The sequence below is a fragment of the Glycomyces dulcitolivorans genome, assembly GCF_003265355.1.
Classification (GTDB): domain Bacteria; phylum Actinomycetota; class Actinomycetes; order Mycobacteriales; family Micromonosporaceae; genus Glycomyces; species Glycomyces dulcitolivorans.
Map to the genome: position 1 here is coordinate 989 of NZ_QFRW01000026.1, position 15,896 is coordinate 16,884.

The following is a 15,896-nucleotide window of genomic DNA, read 5'->3' on the forward strand; positions in this document are numbered from 1 at the left end:
CAAGAAGACCGCCGCGAAGAAGCGCAGCCGCGCCGACGCGATCCCCGGGCCGCTCGACGCGCTCGGCATGGGCCTGCGCGGCCTGTGGATCGGCACCGCCCGCACCACCGGCTGGATGGCCCGCTCGGTCGGCAAGGAGGCCGCGACGGCCCGCGAGATCGACCCTGCGCACCGCCGGGACGGCCTCGGGCTGCTGCTCGTCGCCGCCGCGATCGTCCTCGCCTGCGCCGTCTGGTTCGACGTCGCCGGCCCCGTCGGCGAGCGCTTCGCGTTCATCCTCGACTGGCTCCTGGGCCTCGCCACCCGCGCGCTCCCGGTCCTGCTGGTGCTGTGGGGCATCCGCGTCATGCGCCAGATGCCGCCCGAAGGCGCGCACGGCCGCTCGATGGTCGGCTGGACCGCGATCTGGCTCTCCAGCCTCGGTCTGCTGCACCTCATCTCGGGCCTGCCCGCCGACATGGGCGAGCGCATGGTCGCGGGCGGCCAGATCGGCTGGCTCGTCGGCGGCGGGCTCGCGCTGGCCGTCTCGGCGTACGTGGCGTTCCCGCTCCTGGTGCTGCTCCTGCTGTTCGGGGTCCTGGTCGTGACGGCGACGCCGCTCAACCAGGTGCCGACGAAGCTCGCGCACCTGTGGGGCCTGGCGACCGGCAAGGTCGAGGACTACGAGGACGAGGACGAAGGCGAGGAGTCCGCGCCGCGGATGACCCGCGCTGAGAGTCGGGAAGCCAAGCGCCTCAAGGAGGAAGAGGCTCGACGGGTTCACCGCCCCACGACGGTGCTGCCGCGCCTCGCTCCTGAAGAAGTGCCCGACCTCGGCTCCGAGGAGGCGCCCGCGCCGCGGCGCACCTCGGCGCCGATCCCCGAGCCCGAGCCGGTGCGCGAGCCGCCGAAGCACTCGCCGCCGCCGAAGAAGACCGAGCAGCCGACCCTGTCGGACGGCGCCTCGGACGGCGACTACCGGCTCCCGTCGATGGACATCCTGCCGACCGGCCCGGCCGCCAAGAAGCGCTCGAAGGCCAACGAGGTCGTCATCGCGGCGCTCCAGGAGGTCTTCGCACAGTTCAACGTGGACGCGGCCGTCACCGGCTTCACGCGCGGCCCCACGGTCACGCGGTACGAAGTGGAGCTCGGTCCGGGCGTCAAGGTCGAGCGGATCATCCAGCTGTCCAAGAACATCGCGTACGCCGTCAAGAGCGCCGACGTGCGGATCATCAACCCGATCCCCGGCAAGTCGGCTGTGGGCGTGGAGATCCCGAACACCGACCGCGACGACGTCGCGCTCGGCGACGTGCTGCGGTCGGCGAACGCCCTCGCCGACGCGCACCCGATGATCGTGGGCCTGGGCAAGGACGTCGAGGGCGGCTACGTGCTCACGAACCTGGTGAAGACCCCGCACATGTTGATCGCTGGAGCCACCGGCAGCGGTAAGAGCTCGTGTATCAACTCGCTGCTGGTGTCGACGCTGATGCGCGCCACCCCCGAGCAGGTGCGCATCCTCCTCATCGACCCCAAGCGCGTCGAGCTGTCGAACTACGAGGGCATTCCGCACCTGGTCCACCCGATCGTGACGAACCCGAAGAAGGCCTCCGACGCCCTCCAGTGGGTCGTCAAGGAGATGGACATGCGCTACGAGGACCTCGCCGCGGCCGGGGTCCGGCACGTCGACGACTTCAACCGCAAGGTCCGCGCCGGCGAGGCCAAGGTTCACCCGGCTTCGGGCCGCGAGTTCCGGCCGCACCCGTACCTGCTGGTCATCGTCGACGAGCTGGCCGACCTGATGATGGTCGCCGCCCGCGACGTGGAGGACTCGGTCGTGCGCATCACGCAGCTCGCGCGCGCCGCCGGCATCCACCTGGTGCTCGCCACGCAGCGGCCCTCCGTGGACGTCGTCACCGGCCTCATCAAGGCGAACGTGCCCTCGCGCCTGGCGTTCTCGACCTCCTCGCTCGCCGACTCGCGGGTCATCCTCGACCAGCCCGGCGCCGAGAAGCTCGTGGGCCGCGGCGACGGCCTGTTCCTGCCGATGGGCGCCTCCAAGCCCGAGCGCATCCAGGGCGCGTTCGTCTCCGACAAGGAGATCGAGGCGGCCGTGGAGCACGCGAAGTCGCAGATGGACGCCCAGTACATCGAGGAGGTCACCGCGACCCCCGGTTCGACCCGCGAGATCGACCCGGACATCGGCGACGACCTGGAACTGCTCATCCAGGCGATCGAGCAGGTCGTGACCACCCAGTTCGGTTCGACCTCGATGCTCCAGCGCAAGCTCCGCGTCGGCTTCGCGAAGGCCGGGCGGCTCATGGACCTCATGGAGACCCGCGGCGTCGTCGGCCCCTCGGAGGGCACGAAGGCCCGCGACGTGCTCGTCAAACCGGACGAGCTCGACGGCGTCATCGCCTCGCTCCACGGGGAGTAGCAAGCAGGGCCGGTCCACCTGGACCGGCCCTTTCGCGTTGCGCCTATTCGAAGCTGGCGGTCAGCTCGTGCGTCTCGTCGCCGCTGATCGGCATCGAGATGCCCTCCTCGGGCCAGTCGACCGGCCCGTCGGGGTGGAACTTCAGCGTGAACACGAGGCTGTCGGCCGGGACGCCGTATTCGAGGTAGTAGGTGCGCCAGATCCCGTCGCCCCACTCCTCGTCGGTGTGCTCGACGGAGGTCGCCGCGAGCTCGCCGTTCGCGTCGGAGATCTTCAGGACCTCCTCGGGGTCGATGTTCCACTCCAGGCCCGAGCCGGACTGGAGCCACCCGAAGCTGACGGAGAGCACGGCCGCGTCGGTCTTGGCCACCCAGCCCTCGCCGGGCTGGTAGACCTCGCGGGTGAGCGTGAAGTCGGTGGAGTACTGCCAGTCGTCGAACCAGTACTCGTAGCTGCCGCTGGTGGTGTAGCCGTCGACGGAGTTCTCCACGACGTCGGTCGTGACGGTGTCGGTCGAGCCGTTGTACAGGGCCTCGATGAGGCCGCTGCGGGTGCGTCCGCGCAGGTCCAGCGTCTGGACCCGCTCGGCGTCGGTGATCTCCAGCGTCACCGGGGCGTCCTTCTCGACGACCGCGAAGTACGCGGCCCCCGGCTGGGGCGACTCGCCCGCGAAGTCCCACTCCTGGTCGCCGATGACGAGCTTCCCGGTCAGCTCGGTGAGGTCGTCGACGGCGTACGGCGCCTCCACGCCCGGCTCGGGCGCGAACTGCACCACCGTGAACTCGTAGCCCTCCGGCGGCGGCAGCAGCTTGTACCCCTCTTTGAGCAGGTACTCCAGCTGGAAGCCCTCGGGGACCTCGTCGAAGGACGCCAGGCACTCGACGCGGAGCGCGAAGTGCGCGCCGCGCAGCAGGCCCGCGTCGCCCTCGAAGCGGTGCTCGCCCTCGCTCGGGCAGATCGACACGGGCACGTCGTCACTCGAAACGGTGTATCCCGCGGGGGTGTTGACCGTGCCGACCGGCACTTCGCCGCACGCGGCGGCGCTCAGCGCGGCCGCCGCGGCGAAGAGCGCGCACGCGGCCCTGCGGGCGCTGTTCCTGGGGTTCCTGTCGGCGGGGGCGATGCCTTTGGGGGACATGGAACAAGCCTAAGCCACTCCCGCAACGGGCGGTGAACCGATGTTGCCCCAGCGCACCGGGCCGGGATTGACCCGAATCGTCCGGGCCGCATTCGGCGCATACCGTCCGTGACCAGACCGAGTCGGCCCGGGAGTAAAGTGCGCCACTCTACCGCCCGGGCGACCGTGACCCTGCCCGCCGCCCCGGGCGTTCACCCCCCGCCCCTGGGTACGCTTTCCTGGTGTCATCAGCTCATTCGACCCGATCCCAGGACTCGGAGACCCGCGACTCCAAGACCGTCGCCCTCCTGACGCTCGGCTGCGCCCGCAACGAGACCGACTCCGAGGAGCTGGCCGCCCGCCTGGCCGCCGGCGGCTGGCGGATCAGCGACGACGGCGAGAACGCCGACGTGGTCATGGTCAACACCTGCGGCTTCATCGAGCAGGCCAAGACCGAGTCCATCGACGTCCTCCTCGAAGCCTCCGGCACCGGCGCCAAGGTCGTCGCGACCGGGTGCATGGCCGAGCGCTACGGCCGCGAACTCGCCGAGAGCCTCCCCGAGGCCGACGCGGTCCTCGGCTTCGACCACTACCCGGACATGGCCGCCCGCCTCGACGACATCCTCGCCGGGCGCTCGGTCGAGTCCCACCAGCCGTCCGACCGCCGCAAGCTCCTGCCGCTGGCCCCGGCCGCGCGCCAGAGCGCCGCCGCGGTCGTCCCCGGCCACTCGCGCGCCGCCCAGGCCGACGGGACCGCCCTCGAAGTCGGCGCCCCGCAGCACCTGTCGGTGGTCCGCAAGCGCCTCACCAGCGGCCCCGTGGCGAACCTCAAGCTCGCCTCCGGCTGCGACCGGCGCTGCACGTTCTGCGCGATCCCGTCCTTCCGCGGCTCGTTCGTCTCCCGCACCCCTGAGGAGATCCTCGCCGAGGCCGCGTGGCTCGCCTCCGAGGGCGTCAAGGAGCTCAACCTCGTCTCGGAGAACACCACCTCCTACGGCAAGGACCTCCCCGACAACCAGGCCCTGGAGCACCTGCTCGAAGGCATGGCCGCGATCGACGGCATCGAGTGGATCCGCCTGTCGTACCTCCAGCCCGCCGAGCTGCGCCCGAGCCTGATCGAGGCGATGCACCGCACCGACAAGGTCGTCCCGTACTTCGACCTGTCCTTCCAGCACTCCTCGGCGAAGGTCCTGCGCCGCATGCGCCGCTTCGGCTCCACCGAGAACTTCCTGGCGCTGCTCAAGCAGATCCGCGACGTCGCCCCGCTCGCCGGGGCCCGCACCAACGTCATCGTCGGCTTCCCCGGCGAGACCGAAGAGGACGTCGAGGAGCTCATGGGCTTCCTCGAAGAGGCCCGCCTCGACTCCACCGGCGTGTTCGCCTACTCCGACGAGGACGGCACCGAGGCCGTCGGCCTCGACGGCCACGTCGACGAGGACGAGGTCCAGGACCGCCACACCCGCGTTGCGATGCTCGTCGACGAGCTCGTCTCCCAGCGCGCCGCCGAGCGCGTCGGCGAGACCATGACCGTCCTGGTCGAGTCCGTCGAGGACGACGGCGTGGACGGCCGCGGCGCCCACCAGGCCCCCGAGGTCGACGGCACCGTCGCGCTCGTCGGCGAGGTCGACGGCCTGGAGCCGGGCGACTTCGTCACGGCGAAGGTCGTCGACTCGCACGGCGTCGACCTGGTCGCCGAGATCGTCGAGGAGGCCTGGTGACCACCGACCAGCCGGTCTCGCCGTGGAACATCGCGAACGTGGTGACCGTGGCCCGGATCTTCCTGGTGCCGGTGTTCGCCGTGTTCGTGGTCCTCTCGGGGATGGAGCACACGGGCTGGCGGGTCGCCGCCTGCGTGCTGTTCGTCTTCATCTCGGCGACCGACTTCGTGGACGGCTGGCTCGCGCGCTCGCGCGGCCTGGTGACCGATTTCGGCAAGCTCGCCGACCCGATCGCCGACAAGGCGCTCATCGGCACCGCCCTGGTCCTGCTCAGCTACTACGGCGACCTCGCCTGGTGGGTCACGATCGTGATCCTGGTGCGCGAACTCGGGATCACGGTCTGGCGCATGACGATCGCGCGCCGCGTGGTCGTCGCGGCCGACCGCGGCGGGAAGCTGAAGACCGTCCTCCAGATCACCGCGGTGTCGTGGATGCTGTTCCCGTGGATGGAGCCGTTCGACGCGGTCGGGCCGTGGCTGATGTACGCCGCGCTGATCCTCACGGTGCTGACGGGAATGGATTACCTCTGGAAAGCATTCAAATCAAGGGAGAGCGAGCCGAACCGGACGAGCTAGGCTTGCATGACCCGTTTAGGCTCACAGGAGCGATCGGCGGCGTGGAGGAGAACCCTATGGTGTTGTTGAGGGAACTGCTGGGAGAGACCCTGCGGCGCCGCCGCCGCGCGCAGAAGCGGACGCTGCGGGACGTGTCGAAGCAGGCCAACGTCAGCCTCGGCTACCTCTCGGAGATCGAGCGCGGCCACAAGGAGCCGTCGAGCGAGCTGCTGGCCTCCGTGTGCGGGGCGCTCCAGGTGCGCCTGTCCGAGGTGCTCGCCGAGGTCTCCCGCGAAGTGGCCCAGCATGAACGCGGCGAAGCCGCGCCTCCGGGACGCGAGGTGCAGGACCCGCAGGGCCGCCAGGTCGCGGTGCTGCCCCTGCCGCGCGAGCAGGCCGCGGCCGAGGAGTCGCGCCGCCGCCGCTACGCGCCGCAGCCGTCCCCGACGATCGCGCAGGTCCGTTCTCGCCACCGCCGTGGCGAAGTGACCGATTCGGTGGTCCGCGCGGCAGCCTGACCGCGCCCGATGATGTAGTTTTGCGATTGAGGCGTCACCCCTGTCCCGCATGAGTGGCGCCGATGTCCGACACTAGAGGCAAGTCGGCGTTGCATCGCAAATTTATGGCTCGCAGCTGCGCCAAGTGAGCACCGGAAGGACCCCGATAATGGCCAATCCGTTCGTCAAGGGCTGGAAATACATGATGGCGCTCTTCGGTGCGAAGATCGACGAGTACGCCGACCCCAAGATCCAGATCCAGCAGGCGATCGAGGAGGCGCAGAAGCAGCACCAGGCGCTGGTGGGGCAGGCGGCCTCGGTGATCGGGAACCAGCGCCAGCTGGAGATGAAGCTCAACCGCTCGATGGCCGAAGTGGAGCGTCTCCAGGCGCAGGCGCGCCAGGCGCTCGTGCTGGCCGACAAGGCCCGCGCCGACGGCGACGAGGCGAAGGCGCAGCAGTTCGAGTCCACCGCCGAGATCCTCGCCGGCCAGCTGGTCTCCACTGAACAGTCCCTTGAGGACATGAAGGTGATGCACGACCAGGCGCTCACCGCCGCCGACCAGGCCAAGAAGGCCGTCGAGAACAACCAGATGATCCTCCAGCAGAAGCTCCAGGAGCGCACCAAGCTCCTCGGCCAGCTGGAGCAGGCGAAGATGCAGGAGACGATCGCCTCGTCCCTGGAGTCGATGTCGCAGACGGCCGCCCCCGGCAACGTCCCGAACTTCGACGAGATCCGCGACAAGATCGAGGGCCGCTACGCCTCCGCGATGGGCCGCGCCGAGCTCGCCTCGAACTCGGTCGAGGGCCGCCTCCTCGAAGTCAACCGCGCGACCCGCGACATGGCCGGCGTCTCCCGCCTGGAGCAGATCCGCGCCTCCCTCGAAGGCGACCAGCTCTCCGCGGGCAACCGCGAGAAGGCCCAGATCGAGTCCAAGGAGTCGGTCACGAACGCCCGCCTCGCCGACATCCGCGCGTCCCTCGACGACGGCACCGCGGAAGCGGACAAGACCAACAGCTAAGACCGACCTCTAAGGAACCCCGTGGACGCCAAGGACCGCAAGCGCGCGTTCAAGCGCCTGCGGTCCCGGCTCGCCTCCGCCAAGGGCTGGACCACGACCGCCGGGGCCTCGGTCGCCGGGACCGCGTTCTTCATCCCGTACGCGGGCCTCGGCGCCGCCGACGGCGTGTGGGCCACGATCGCCGGCTTCTCCACGGCGATGGCGGTGGTCCGCTGGCTCGACTACCGCCGCCTCGCCCGGGCGCTGCCGGCCGAGGAGCGGGCCTCGCTCGAACTGCACAGCCCCGCGAAGCTGACCCGGGAGGCCCAGGGCCTCTTCGGCGAAGCGGCGCAGGCGATCCAGCGCGGGCGCATTCGCAACCAGTTCAAGCACAGCCGGGCCCTCGGCCCCTACGAGCGCCTGGAGCAGGCCTCGATCGCGGCCGAGCGGATGGCCGACCGCCTCAAGGGGAACGCGGAGGCCGTGGCGATCCTCGCCGGGGCCGGGACGGCCGGGCGCGAGCTCTACCAGCTCGCGCTCAGCGTCAGGGACGTCGAGCAGGCCATGGGCGTCTCGCCGTCGATGAAGCGCTCGGGCCTCCAGGACGGGCTCGACCGGATGGTCGAGCGCCTCGACGCGGGCGTGACCGCCTACGAGGACATGGTGTCCGCGGCGGGGGAGTGCCTGGCCGGTTCGCTCGGGCTCCAGCACGAGCTGTCGGCCCACCGCGCCGACGAGACGCTCGACATGCTCACCGACGCCGCCGACCGCCTGCGCGCGGCCGGGGACGCGGCGAGCGAGATCCGCGGCCGCATCGGGCCCCAGCGCGGCGTCTGACGCCGCGAAGCTGAAAACCCCTCATTTGGTCTAATCTGAGGGTGAAAGCCCTTATTCTTCGCATCTGTGCGATCACCGCCGTCGCCCTCGTCGCCTGGCCCGCGCCCGCCCGCGCGCAGACCCTCCCCGAGGACCCCGCCAAGCTCTTCCTCAAAGAGCACGAGGACATTCCGCTCGCCGTCCAGGGCGGCGCCGCCGTCCTCAGCGCCGACTTCGACCTGTGGACCCTCCGCCCCGTCGAGGCGATGCAGGACCTCGGCGAATACCAGATCGTCCAGGACTCTTCCGGCCAGTGCCTCACCGCCGACACCTCCGGCGGCGAGGAGACCGTCCCGGTCGTCCTCGCCGACTGCGCCGACGCCCTCGCCTGGACCACCGTCTACAACGACGCGCCCGCGCAGCAGGACTTCCGGTTCACCACCGCCGACGGCTACTTCCTCGGCCTCGCCGACGACGCCTCCGCCGTCGAGGGCGCCCCGATCCTCGCCGTCGACCCCGAGTCCGACCAGAGCCGCCACTTCCAGGAGTGGCTGTTCGCGACCCCGCCGCCCGAGTCGCCGAGCCCCACCCCGAGCGAGTCCACGAGCCCGCCGCCCCAGCCGCAGCTGCCCACCACCGGCACCGCCCTCGGCGCTCTCGGCGCCGCCGGAGCCGTCGCCCTCGCCGGCGGCGCCGCGCTCGTCCTGCGGCACCAGCGCCGCCGGGCCCTGCGCGGGCACTGGTAGCGCATTGCGCCACCGGTTCGCGACGCAGCGCGCACGCGACACAGTGAATCCCACGATGCGGGAAATGCTGGTTCGGCCCTGCGGCCGGTGGCATACTTCGATTCGTGACTTTCCAGCTCATGATTAGCTGCGGGCGTTCCGCGAGGCAATAGATGCCATCGCCGAACGCCAGACCTCCTGCGCCCGCAGGGGGTCTTTTTCGTTCAGGGCAAACGAACGTTCAGGTCCGACGCGCAGTACGGGACCCATCGGCAAAGAGAACTTGGAGCACCAAGTGACGCAAGCAGACTCCGCAACAGCTACCGGTGCCGGGGACTTCCACGTCTTCGACACCACGCTCCGCGACGGCGCGCAGATGGAGGGCCTCCGCTACTCCGTCGCCGACAAGCTCGCGGTGGCCGAACTCCTCGACGAGCTCGGCGTCGACTACATCGAGGGCGGCTGGCCCGGCGCGATCCCCTCGGACACCGAATTCTTCGCCCGCGCGGCGGACGAACTGAACTTCAAGCACGCCAAGCTCGTCGCCTTCGGCATGACCCGGCGGGCCGACTCCACCGCCGCCGAGGACCCCGGCTTCCAGGCCCTCCTCGACTCCCGCGCCCCCGTCCTGTGCCTGGTCGCCAAGTCCGACATGCGGCACGTCGAGCAGGCCCTGCGCACCACCCCCGAAGAGAACCTCGCCATGATCACCGACTCCGTCCGCACCGGGCGCGAGCACGACCGCCAGGTCTTCATCGACTGCGAGCACTTCTTCGACGGCTACCGCAACGACCCGGTGTACGCGTCCCTGGTCGTCAAGACCGCCCTCGACGCCGGCGCCGAAGCGGTCGTCCTGTGCGACACCAACGGCGGCTCCATCCCCTCCGACATCACCGCCGCGTTCACCGACCTGCGCGCGCGCCTCGCCGCCGACCTCCCGCCCGAGCGCATCCGCCTCGGCATGCACGCCCAGAACGACACTGGCTGCGCCGTCGCGAACACCGTCGCCGCCGTCGAGGCCGGCGCCATGCACGTCCAGGGCACCGCCAACGGCTACGGCGAGCGCCCCGGCAACGCGAACCTCTTCACCGTCATCGCGAACCTGGAGACCAAGCTCGGCCGCAAGGTCCTCCCCGACGGCGGCCTGGAGAAGCTCACCCGCGTCTCCCACGCCATCGCCGAGATCGCGAACATGACCCCCGACGAGCACGCCCCGTACACCGGGCACGCCGCGTTCGCCCACAAGGCCGGCATCCACGCCTCCGCCATCAAGGCCGACCCGGCCCTGTACAACCACGTCGACCCCGTCGTCGTCGGCAACGACATGCGCATCCTCGTCACCGAGATGGCCGGCCGCGCCTCCGTCGAGCTCAAGGGCCGCGAACTGGGCATCGACCTCTCCGACGATCGGGCCAGTCTTGATCGCATCACCAAGCGCGTCAAGGAGCTCGAATCCAAGGGCTGGTCCTTCGAGGCCGCCGACGCGTCCTTCGAGCTGCTCGTGCGCGACGAGGTCGAAGGCGGCCTGCCCCGGCCCTTCGCCCTCGACACCTACCGCGTCATCGTCGACCACGACCCCAACGGCACCACGGTCGCCGAGGCCACCGTCCGCGTCGACGTCGACGGTGAACGCGTCATCTCCACCGCCCAGGGGAACGGCCCGGTCAACGCCCTCGACGCGGCCCTGCGCTCGGCACTCGCCGCCCGCCACCCGCGCCTGGCCGAGCTCACGCTCTCGGACTTCAAGGTCCGCATCCTCGCCGGCTCCACCGGCACCGACGCCGTCACCCGGGTCCTCATCTCGATGAGCGACGGCGAGGCCGAGTGGACCACGGTCGGCGTGGCCCCCAACCTCATCGAGGCCTCCTGGAACGCGCTGGCCGACGGCCTCGCGTACGGGTTGAACCGCCGCTGATTCTCGATTCCGACTTCGCCACGAGCGAACCCGAGACCGGGGCCGGTCCACGAGACCACGGCCCCCATCCGGCCCGCGCCGATCGTGCGGGAGGGTAAGGGAAAAGGGGTCCGATCATCTGATCGGACCCCTTTCACGTGCTTGAACGTCAGTCGAAGACGGCGAGGCGCTTCTGCTCCATCGTGCCGCCCCCGAAGGTGGTGAACGAGCCGCCGACGCTCAGGTTCGCGCCGGACGGGTGCGCGGTCGCGTCCCACGCGCCGACGACGCCGTTGGCGCCCGGGTTCCACGGCAGCAGGTTCCCGTTCAGGTCCACCGCGAGGAGCTTGCCGCGCTGGGCCTTGACGCCGTCGACGCACTGGCCGAGCGGCCCGGCGTGGTTGGTGTTGCACGCGTTGTCGAAGTGGCCGCCGCCGATGACGGAGTTGCCCCACACCTCGACGGTCTGCATGCCGCCGTCGACGGCCTGGTACCAGAGCGTCTCGCCGGTGGTGGTGAACGCCCGGATCTCGCCGCCGCGCCCGTCGAGGGCCGCGTACACGCGGTCGCCGGCGACGACGACCTCGCGGGTGAGGACGTACACCTTGGACTGGAAGCCGGTGTCGACCGCGCCCGTTGCCGGGTTGACGGCGCCGAGCTTCCCGTACTTCTTGTCACCGCCGATCATGGAGAACACGCCGGCGACGTACAGGCGGCCGTGCCCGGCCTGGAGGTCGCGGACCCCGCCTTCGGACACGTCCGGCGCGAACGTCGTGATCGGCGCGCCGGTGGCGGCGCTGACGGCGGCGAGGCGCGGCTGCGCGTGGCCGCCGACCGTGGTGAAGGTCCCTCCGAGGTAGACGGTGGTCCCGACCGGTTCGACGGAGTAGACGGTGGCGCTCGGCTTCGGCCGCCACTCGGTGTCGAGCTTCCCGGTGCCCAGGTTGAACCGGGCGAGGCGCGGCATGGCGACCCCGTCGACCTCGGTGAACTTCCCGGCGACGTACAGGTAGCCGCCGCCGGTCTTGAGCTCGTGGACGGTCCCGTTCAGGACCGGCGCGAACGGCAGCAGCGCGCCTGTGCGCGAGTTCACCGCCGCCAGGTAGGTGCGGCCGACGAACGTCCCGTCGGTCTGCTTGGCCCTGGTGAACAGGCCCCCGGAGTAGACGGTGTCGCCGTTGTAGGCCACCTTGACGACCTGGTCGTTGAACGAGGCGGTCGCCTGCGGCAGGCTCGAATCGATGGCCCCGGCCGGAGCCTGGACGAACAGGAGGGCCGCGAACAATGCGGAGAGTGTGATCAAACGGCGCATTCCGGCAGTGTTGCACGCATCGGGAGCCCCGCCGGGGATTCGGGACGGCGCGTCAGCCATGAGCGGGCGCACAGGTCCCGCGCACGGGTGACCTCCACACGAGACGGCGCCCGCGTCCGCGCCGCGGCGGGCGAATGCGGTCACCGCGTCCTTTGCCCCGCCGTACTACAGTTGAGGTGTGACTTCCTACAAGACCGATCGCGCCCGCGCGGCTGCACAGGCCGCGGACTCGGCCGTGTACGGACGCCGCCGGTTCGGAGCCGGGTTCTTCCTCGGCCTGGTGATCCTCGTGGTCCTCGCCTTCGCCCTCGGCTTCGTGCTCGTCGGCGGCCTCGGCGAGACCCTGCGGGTGCGCCTGGGTGCGACCGCCCTGTCGCTGCTGGTGGCGACGCCGCTCACGTTCGTCCTCGGGTTCTTCGTCGGCATGTTCGGCCGCGTCCGCCGCATGGGCATGGGCATCGTCGTCGGCGCCCTCGTCGGCACCGTCGTCCTCGCGGCCCTGTTCTGGCTCCTGCGCTAGGTCCCGGCAGGCGGGCCCAGCCGGTCGGTATCCGGCCCGTTTGCCCGCTCGCTGCGTTGTCGGCCCTCCAGATACAACACCGGTATCTGGAGGGCCTTCCGCCTTGCGAGCGAACAAACGGACTCGGATTCCGCCTCGCCTGGCCCCGCCTGCCGGGGCCTGGCGTGACCGCCTGGTGCGGCGCGCGGTAGCGCCGTGCCCCGCCCCGCCCCGCGAACTAAGCTGAGGCCGCAAGCTTCCGATCCAGTCTTAGAGAGGGGCCGACTGTGCGGATCGCGCGGATCGCTCACCCCACCGGCATGTCGTTCGCAGTCCTCGAAGGGGAGGGGCCCGGGGCCACCGCCGCCGAGATCGAGGGGCACCCGTTCGCGCAGATCAAGCTCACCGGCCAGCGCTGGTCGCTCGACGACGTGCGGCTGCTCGCCCCGATCCTGCCGTCCAAGGTGGTCTGCGTCGGCCGCAACTACGCCGACCACGCCGCCGAGCTGGGCAACGAGGTCCCCAAGGAGCCCTTGATCTTCCTCAAGCCCTCGACCTCGGTCATCGGCCCCGGCGAGGCCATCCGCATCCCGGCCGTCTCCGACCAGGTCGAGCACGAGGCCGAGCTCGCGGTGGTCATCGGCCTGCACGGGGCGCGCAACCTCGACCGCGAGGGCGCCAAGTCCGCGATCTACGGCTACACGGCCGCGAACGACGTGACCGCCCGCGACCTCCAGCGCCAGGACGTGCAGTTCACGCGCGCCAAGGGCTTCGACTCGTTCTGCCCGCTGGGGCCCTGGATCGAGACCGATGCCGAGGTCGCCGACGCGGAGGTCCGCTGCGAGGTCAACGGCGAGGTCCGCCAGCTCGGCACCACCAAGGACATGGTGTTCGACCCGGCCACGCTCGTCGCGTACGTCTCGCAGATCATGACGCTGATCCCCGGCGACGTGGTGCTCACCGGGACGCCCGCGGGCGTGGGGCCGCTCCAGGCCGGCGAGACCGTCTCCGTTTCCGTCGCCGGCATCGGCACGCTGACCAACAAGGTGATCGCCAGTGAGTAACGTCCGCACCCGCTTCTGCCCCAGCCCGACCGGGACCCCGCACGTGGGCCTGGTGCGCACCTGCCTGTTCTCGTGGGGCTACGCCCGCGCCAAGGGCGGCGAGTTCGTGTTCCGCATCGAGGACACCGACGCGGCCCGCGACTCCGAGGAGTCGTACGCGCAGCTCCTCGACGCGCTCTCGTGGCTGGGCATGACCTGGGACGAGGGCCCCGACATCGGCGGGCCGTACGCGCCCTACCGGCAGTCGCAGCGCCTCGACGTGTACGCCGACGTGATCAAGCGGCTCGTCGACGGCGGTCACGCCTACGAGGCGTTCTCGACCAATGAAGAGGTCGAGGCCCGCCACAAGGCCGCCGGGCGGGACCCGAAGCTCGGCTACGACAACTTCGACCGCGACCTCACCGAGGAGCAGAAGTCGGCCTACCGCGCGGAGGGCCGCAAGCCGGTGCTGCGCATGCGGATGCCGAACGAGGACATCGTGTTCGAGGACGCGGTGCGCGGCGAGGTCCGCACGCCCGCGGGCACGGTTCCCGACTACGTGATCGCGCGCGGCGACGGCTCGCCGCTGTACACGCTGACGAACCCGGTCGACGACGCGCTCATGAAGGTCAACATGGTCACGCGCGGCGAGGACCTGCTGCCCTCGACGCCGCGGCAGATCGTGCTGTGGCGGGCGTTGGTCGAGCTGGGCCTGGCCGACGGCGTGCCGGAGTACGCGCACCTGCCGCTGATCGTGGACGAGCGCGGCAAGAAGATGTCCAAGCGCGACCCGCGGTCGAACCTGCTGCAGTACAAGGAGGCCGGGTACCTGCCCGAGGGCGTCCTGAACTACGTGGCGACGCTCGGCTGGTCGATCTCGGGCGACCGCGACACGTTCACGGTGGCCGAGTTCCTGTCGGCGTTCGACCTGCACGACGTCAAGTCGAACCCGGCGCGGTTCGACGAGAAGAAGTTCGACTCGATCTGCGGCGACCACTTCCGCATGACCGACACCGCCGAACTCACCCGCCTGCTGCTGCCGCGCCTGCGCGAGGCCGGGCTCATCGGCGAGGCCCCGACGCCCGCTGAGGCGCACGTCCTCGACGTGGCCGTGCCGCTGGTCCAGGAGCGGTGCACGACGCTCTCGCAGGCCGTGGAGATGCTGCGGTTCCTGTTCTGCGGCACCGAGGTCGCGATCGACGAGGACAGCGCGAAGAAGACCTTCAAGGACGACGCCGCGCAGGTCCTCGACGCCTCGATCGCGGCGCTCGAAGGCATCGAGTGGACCGTCCCGGCGATCGAGGAGGCCCTCAAGGCCGCGCTCGTCGACGGGCTGGGCCTCAAGCCCCGCAAGGCGTTCGGGCCGGTCCGCGTCGCGATCAGCGGCAAGACCGTCTCCCCGCCGCTGTACGAGTCCATGGAACTCCTCGGCGCCGAGGTGAGCCTGGCGCGCCTGCGCGCCGCCCGCGCCACGCTGTAAACCCAAGCGCCGCAACCGGCCCCGCTCCGATGGAGCGGGGCCGGTCGCGTCTGTTGCGGGCGTGCGATCAGGACCGATCGAAGAACACGACGGTGGCCTGATGCCCCGGCACCCGGTCAAGCTTTGCGTCGCAGGTGAGCAGCGGCACGTCGAGTCGCTCGGCAAGTGCGAGGTAGGCGGCGTCGTACGCCGTGGCGTTAGCGCGAAGCTGCCAGATGCGCGCCAGCAGTGCCCGGTGCGGCACCCGATCGATGGGGGAAGTGGCCACCTTGTCGACCAAACGCGTTGCGACCACGGCGTCGAGCTTGCCTGAGGCGGTGAGGCCGCGCAGTGTCTGCGCTGCTTCCAAGTCGATCACCTCGGGGGCCGCGAGCGCGCGATGTACCGCCCACCAGCGCAGGCTCAAATGCGGTGCCTTGCCGATGAACAGTTCGATCAGGGCTGAGTTGTCGATGACGGCTTCGGTCATTGCCCGCGGATCTCCCGCTGGATCGCCACGATGTCATCGGTAGTGACACCGCCGGTGGTCGCTCGCAGCTCATCTGCCTCAAGCAGCAGCTCCGCCAAGGTCGGCCTCGACGCCATCCGGTCGAGCTGTCCCCGCAGATAGGCCGAGAGCGACATCCCTTCCTGCGCTGCGCGTGTCTTCAACGCGGCGAGCGTTTCGTCGGACACCTCACGGATTTGCACGTTCTTCGTCATGCATGCATTCTACACCAAGCGCATGCGATTTTGGTGATGCGGCGTTCGCGACACGGGCGCGGGCACGTTCGCCGAGTTCCGGCAGTCGCTCAAGCCCGCCTGGTGGCTCGTCCGCGGCGTCGCCGC

General features: G+C 70.5%; 15 protein-coding genes. 11 read left to right on the forward strand and 4 right to left on the reverse strand.

Annotated elements, in window-relative coordinates; all coding sequences use genetic code 11:
* The coding region (locus tag DI269_RS00885) for an FtsK/SpoIIIE family DNA translocase (RefSeq protein ID WP_232822553.1) at positions 1-2,413 on the forward strand (2,413 nt) is incomplete at its 5' end.
* Positions 2,414-2,456: 43 nt separating this feature from the next.
* Here the strand turns inward: DI269_RS00885 and DI269_RS00890 are convergent.
* Positions 2,457-3,551 (reverse strand): hypothetical protein, encoded by a 1,095-nt coding sequence (locus tag DI269_RS00890; protein WP_157974673.1) that lies wholly within the window; start codon positions 3,549-3,551, stop codon positions 2,457-2,459.
* Positions 3,552-3,769: 218 nt separating this feature from the next.
* Between DI269_RS00890 and rimO the strand changes: the two genes are divergently transcribed.
* The 7 genes from rimO to cimA all read left to right on the forward strand — a co-directional run bounded on the left by rimO (position 3,770) and on the right by cimA (position 10,755).
* Positions 3,770-5,248, forward strand: a complete 1,479-nt coding sequence (gene rimO / locus DI269_RS00895; protein WP_408612250.1) for a 30S ribosomal protein S12 methylthiotransferase RimO — start codon at positions 3,770-3,772, stop codon at positions 5,246-5,248.
* Positions 5,245-5,823 carry a CDP-diacylglycerol--glycerol-3-phosphate 3-phosphatidyltransferase gene (gene pgsA / locus DI269_RS00900; RefSeq protein WP_198667017.1) on the forward strand — a complete coding sequence of 193 codons (579 nt, stop codon included), beginning with the start codon at positions 5,245-5,247 and terminating at the stop codon, positions 5,821-5,823. The genes rimO and pgsA overlap by 4 nt, the downstream gene beginning before the upstream one ends.
* A 56-nt stretch (positions 5,824-5,879) precedes the next feature.
* Entirely contained in the window at positions 5,880-6,320 is a 441-nt protein-coding gene (locus DI269_RS00905; RefSeq protein ID WP_112133277.1) for a helix-turn-helix domain-containing protein, read from the forward strand.
* A 148-nt stretch (positions 6,321-6,468) separates the two neighbouring features.
* Positions 6,469-7,320: a PspA/IM30 family protein gene (locus tag DI269_RS00910; protein WP_112133278.1), complete on the forward strand. Its 852-nt coding sequence runs from the start codon at positions 6,469-6,471 to the stop codon at positions 7,318-7,320.
* A gap of 21 nt (positions 7,321-7,341) precedes the next feature.
* Positions 7,342-8,136 (forward strand): phage shock envelope stress response protein PspM, encoded by a 795-nt coding sequence (gene pspM, locus DI269_RS00915; RefSeq protein ID WP_112133279.1) that lies wholly within the window; start codon positions 7,342-7,344, stop codon positions 8,134-8,136.
* Between the two features lie 41 nt (positions 8,137-8,177).
* Positions 8,178-8,861 (forward strand): RICIN domain-containing protein, encoded by a 684-nt coding sequence (locus DI269_RS27455; protein WP_198667018.1) that lies wholly within the window; start codon positions 8,178-8,180, stop codon positions 8,859-8,861.
* A gap of 355 nt (positions 8,862-9,216) precedes the next feature.
* Entirely contained in the window at positions 9,217-10,755 is a 1,539-nt protein-coding gene (gene cimA / locus DI269_RS00925; protein WP_112133301.1) for a citramalate synthase, read from the forward strand.
* A 148-nt stretch (positions 10,756-10,903) separates the two neighbouring features.
* Here the strand turns inward: cimA and DI269_RS00930 are convergent, their stop codons facing one another.
* Positions 10,904-12,046 carry an NHL repeat-containing protein gene (locus tag DI269_RS00930; protein ID WP_157974674.1) on the reverse strand — a complete coding sequence of 381 codons (1,143 nt, stop codon included), beginning with the start codon at positions 12,044-12,046 and terminating at the stop codon, positions 10,904-10,906.
* Between the two features lie 178 nt (positions 12,047-12,224).
* Here DI269_RS00930 and DI269_RS00935 point away from each other — a divergent pair, with 178 nt between their 5' ends.
* The 3 genes from DI269_RS00935 (at position 12,225) to gltX (ending at position 15,068) form a co-directional block, all read left to right on the forward strand.
* Positions 12,225-12,566, forward strand: coding sequence for a hypothetical protein (locus DI269_RS00935; protein WP_112133281.1), 342 nt, complete (start codon positions 12,225-12,227; stop codon positions 12,564-12,566).
* 266 nt (positions 12,567-12,832) lie between these two features.
* Positions 12,833-13,609, forward strand: a complete 777-nt coding sequence (locus DI269_RS00940) for a fumarylacetoacetate hydrolase family protein (protein WP_112133282.1) — start codon at positions 12,833-12,835, stop codon at positions 13,607-13,609.
* Positions 13,602-15,068, forward strand: coding sequence for a glutamate--tRNA ligase (gene gltX / locus DI269_RS00945; RefSeq protein ID WP_112133283.1), 1,467 nt, complete (start codon positions 13,602-13,604; stop codon positions 15,066-15,068). The genes DI269_RS00940 and gltX overlap by 8 nt, the downstream gene beginning before the upstream one ends.
* A gap of 67 nt (positions 15,069-15,135) precedes the next feature.
* Here gltX and DI269_RS00950 read toward each other — a convergent pair whose 3' ends face one another.
* Both DI269_RS00950 and DI269_RS00955 read right to left on the reverse strand, forming a co-directional pair.
* On the reverse strand, positions 15,136-15,537 hold the full coding sequence (locus DI269_RS00950; protein WP_112133284.1) for a type II toxin-antitoxin system VapC family toxin: 402 nt from the start codon (positions 15,535-15,537) through the stop codon (positions 15,136-15,138).
* Positions 15,534-15,770 carry a FitA-like ribbon-helix-helix domain-containing protein gene (locus DI269_RS00955; RefSeq protein ID WP_112133285.1) on the reverse strand — a complete coding sequence of 79 codons (237 nt, stop codon included), beginning with the start codon at positions 15,768-15,770 and terminating at the stop codon, positions 15,534-15,536. Before DI269_RS00955 ends, DI269_RS00950 begins: the two co-directional genes overlap by 4 nt.
* Positions 15,771-15,896: the final 126 nt, after the last annotated feature.

Bases quoted from the DNA above. Each gene is read 5' to 3' on its own strand.
- DI269_RS00955 (WP_112133285.1), bottom strand. From the start codon at position 15,770: ATGACGAAGAACGTGCAAATCCGTGAGGTGTCCGACGAAACGCTCGCC.
- DI269_RS00930 (WP_157974674.1), bottom strand. From the start codon at position 12,046: ATGCGCCGTTTGATCACACTCTCCGCATTGTTCGCGGCCCTCCTGTTC.
- DI269_RS00910 (WP_112133278.1), top strand. From the start codon at position 6,469: ATGGCCAATCCGTTCGTCAAGGGCTGGAAATACATGATGGCGCTCTTC.
- DI269_RS00905 (WP_112133277.1), top strand. From the start codon at position 5,880: ATGGTGTTGTTGAGGGAACTGCTGGGAGAGACCCTGCGGCGCCGCCGC.
- DI269_RS00950 (WP_112133284.1), bottom strand. From the start codon at position 15,537: ATGACCGAAGCCGTCATCGACAACTCAGCCCTGATCGAACTGTTCATC.
- cimA (WP_112133301.1), top strand. From the start codon at position 9,217: ATGGAGGGCCTCCGCTACTCCGTCGCCGACAAGCTCGCGGTGGCCGAA.
- DI269_RS00890 (WP_157974673.1), bottom strand. From the start codon at position 3,551: ATGTCCCCCAAAGGCATCGCCCCCGCCGACAGGAACCCCAGGAACAGC.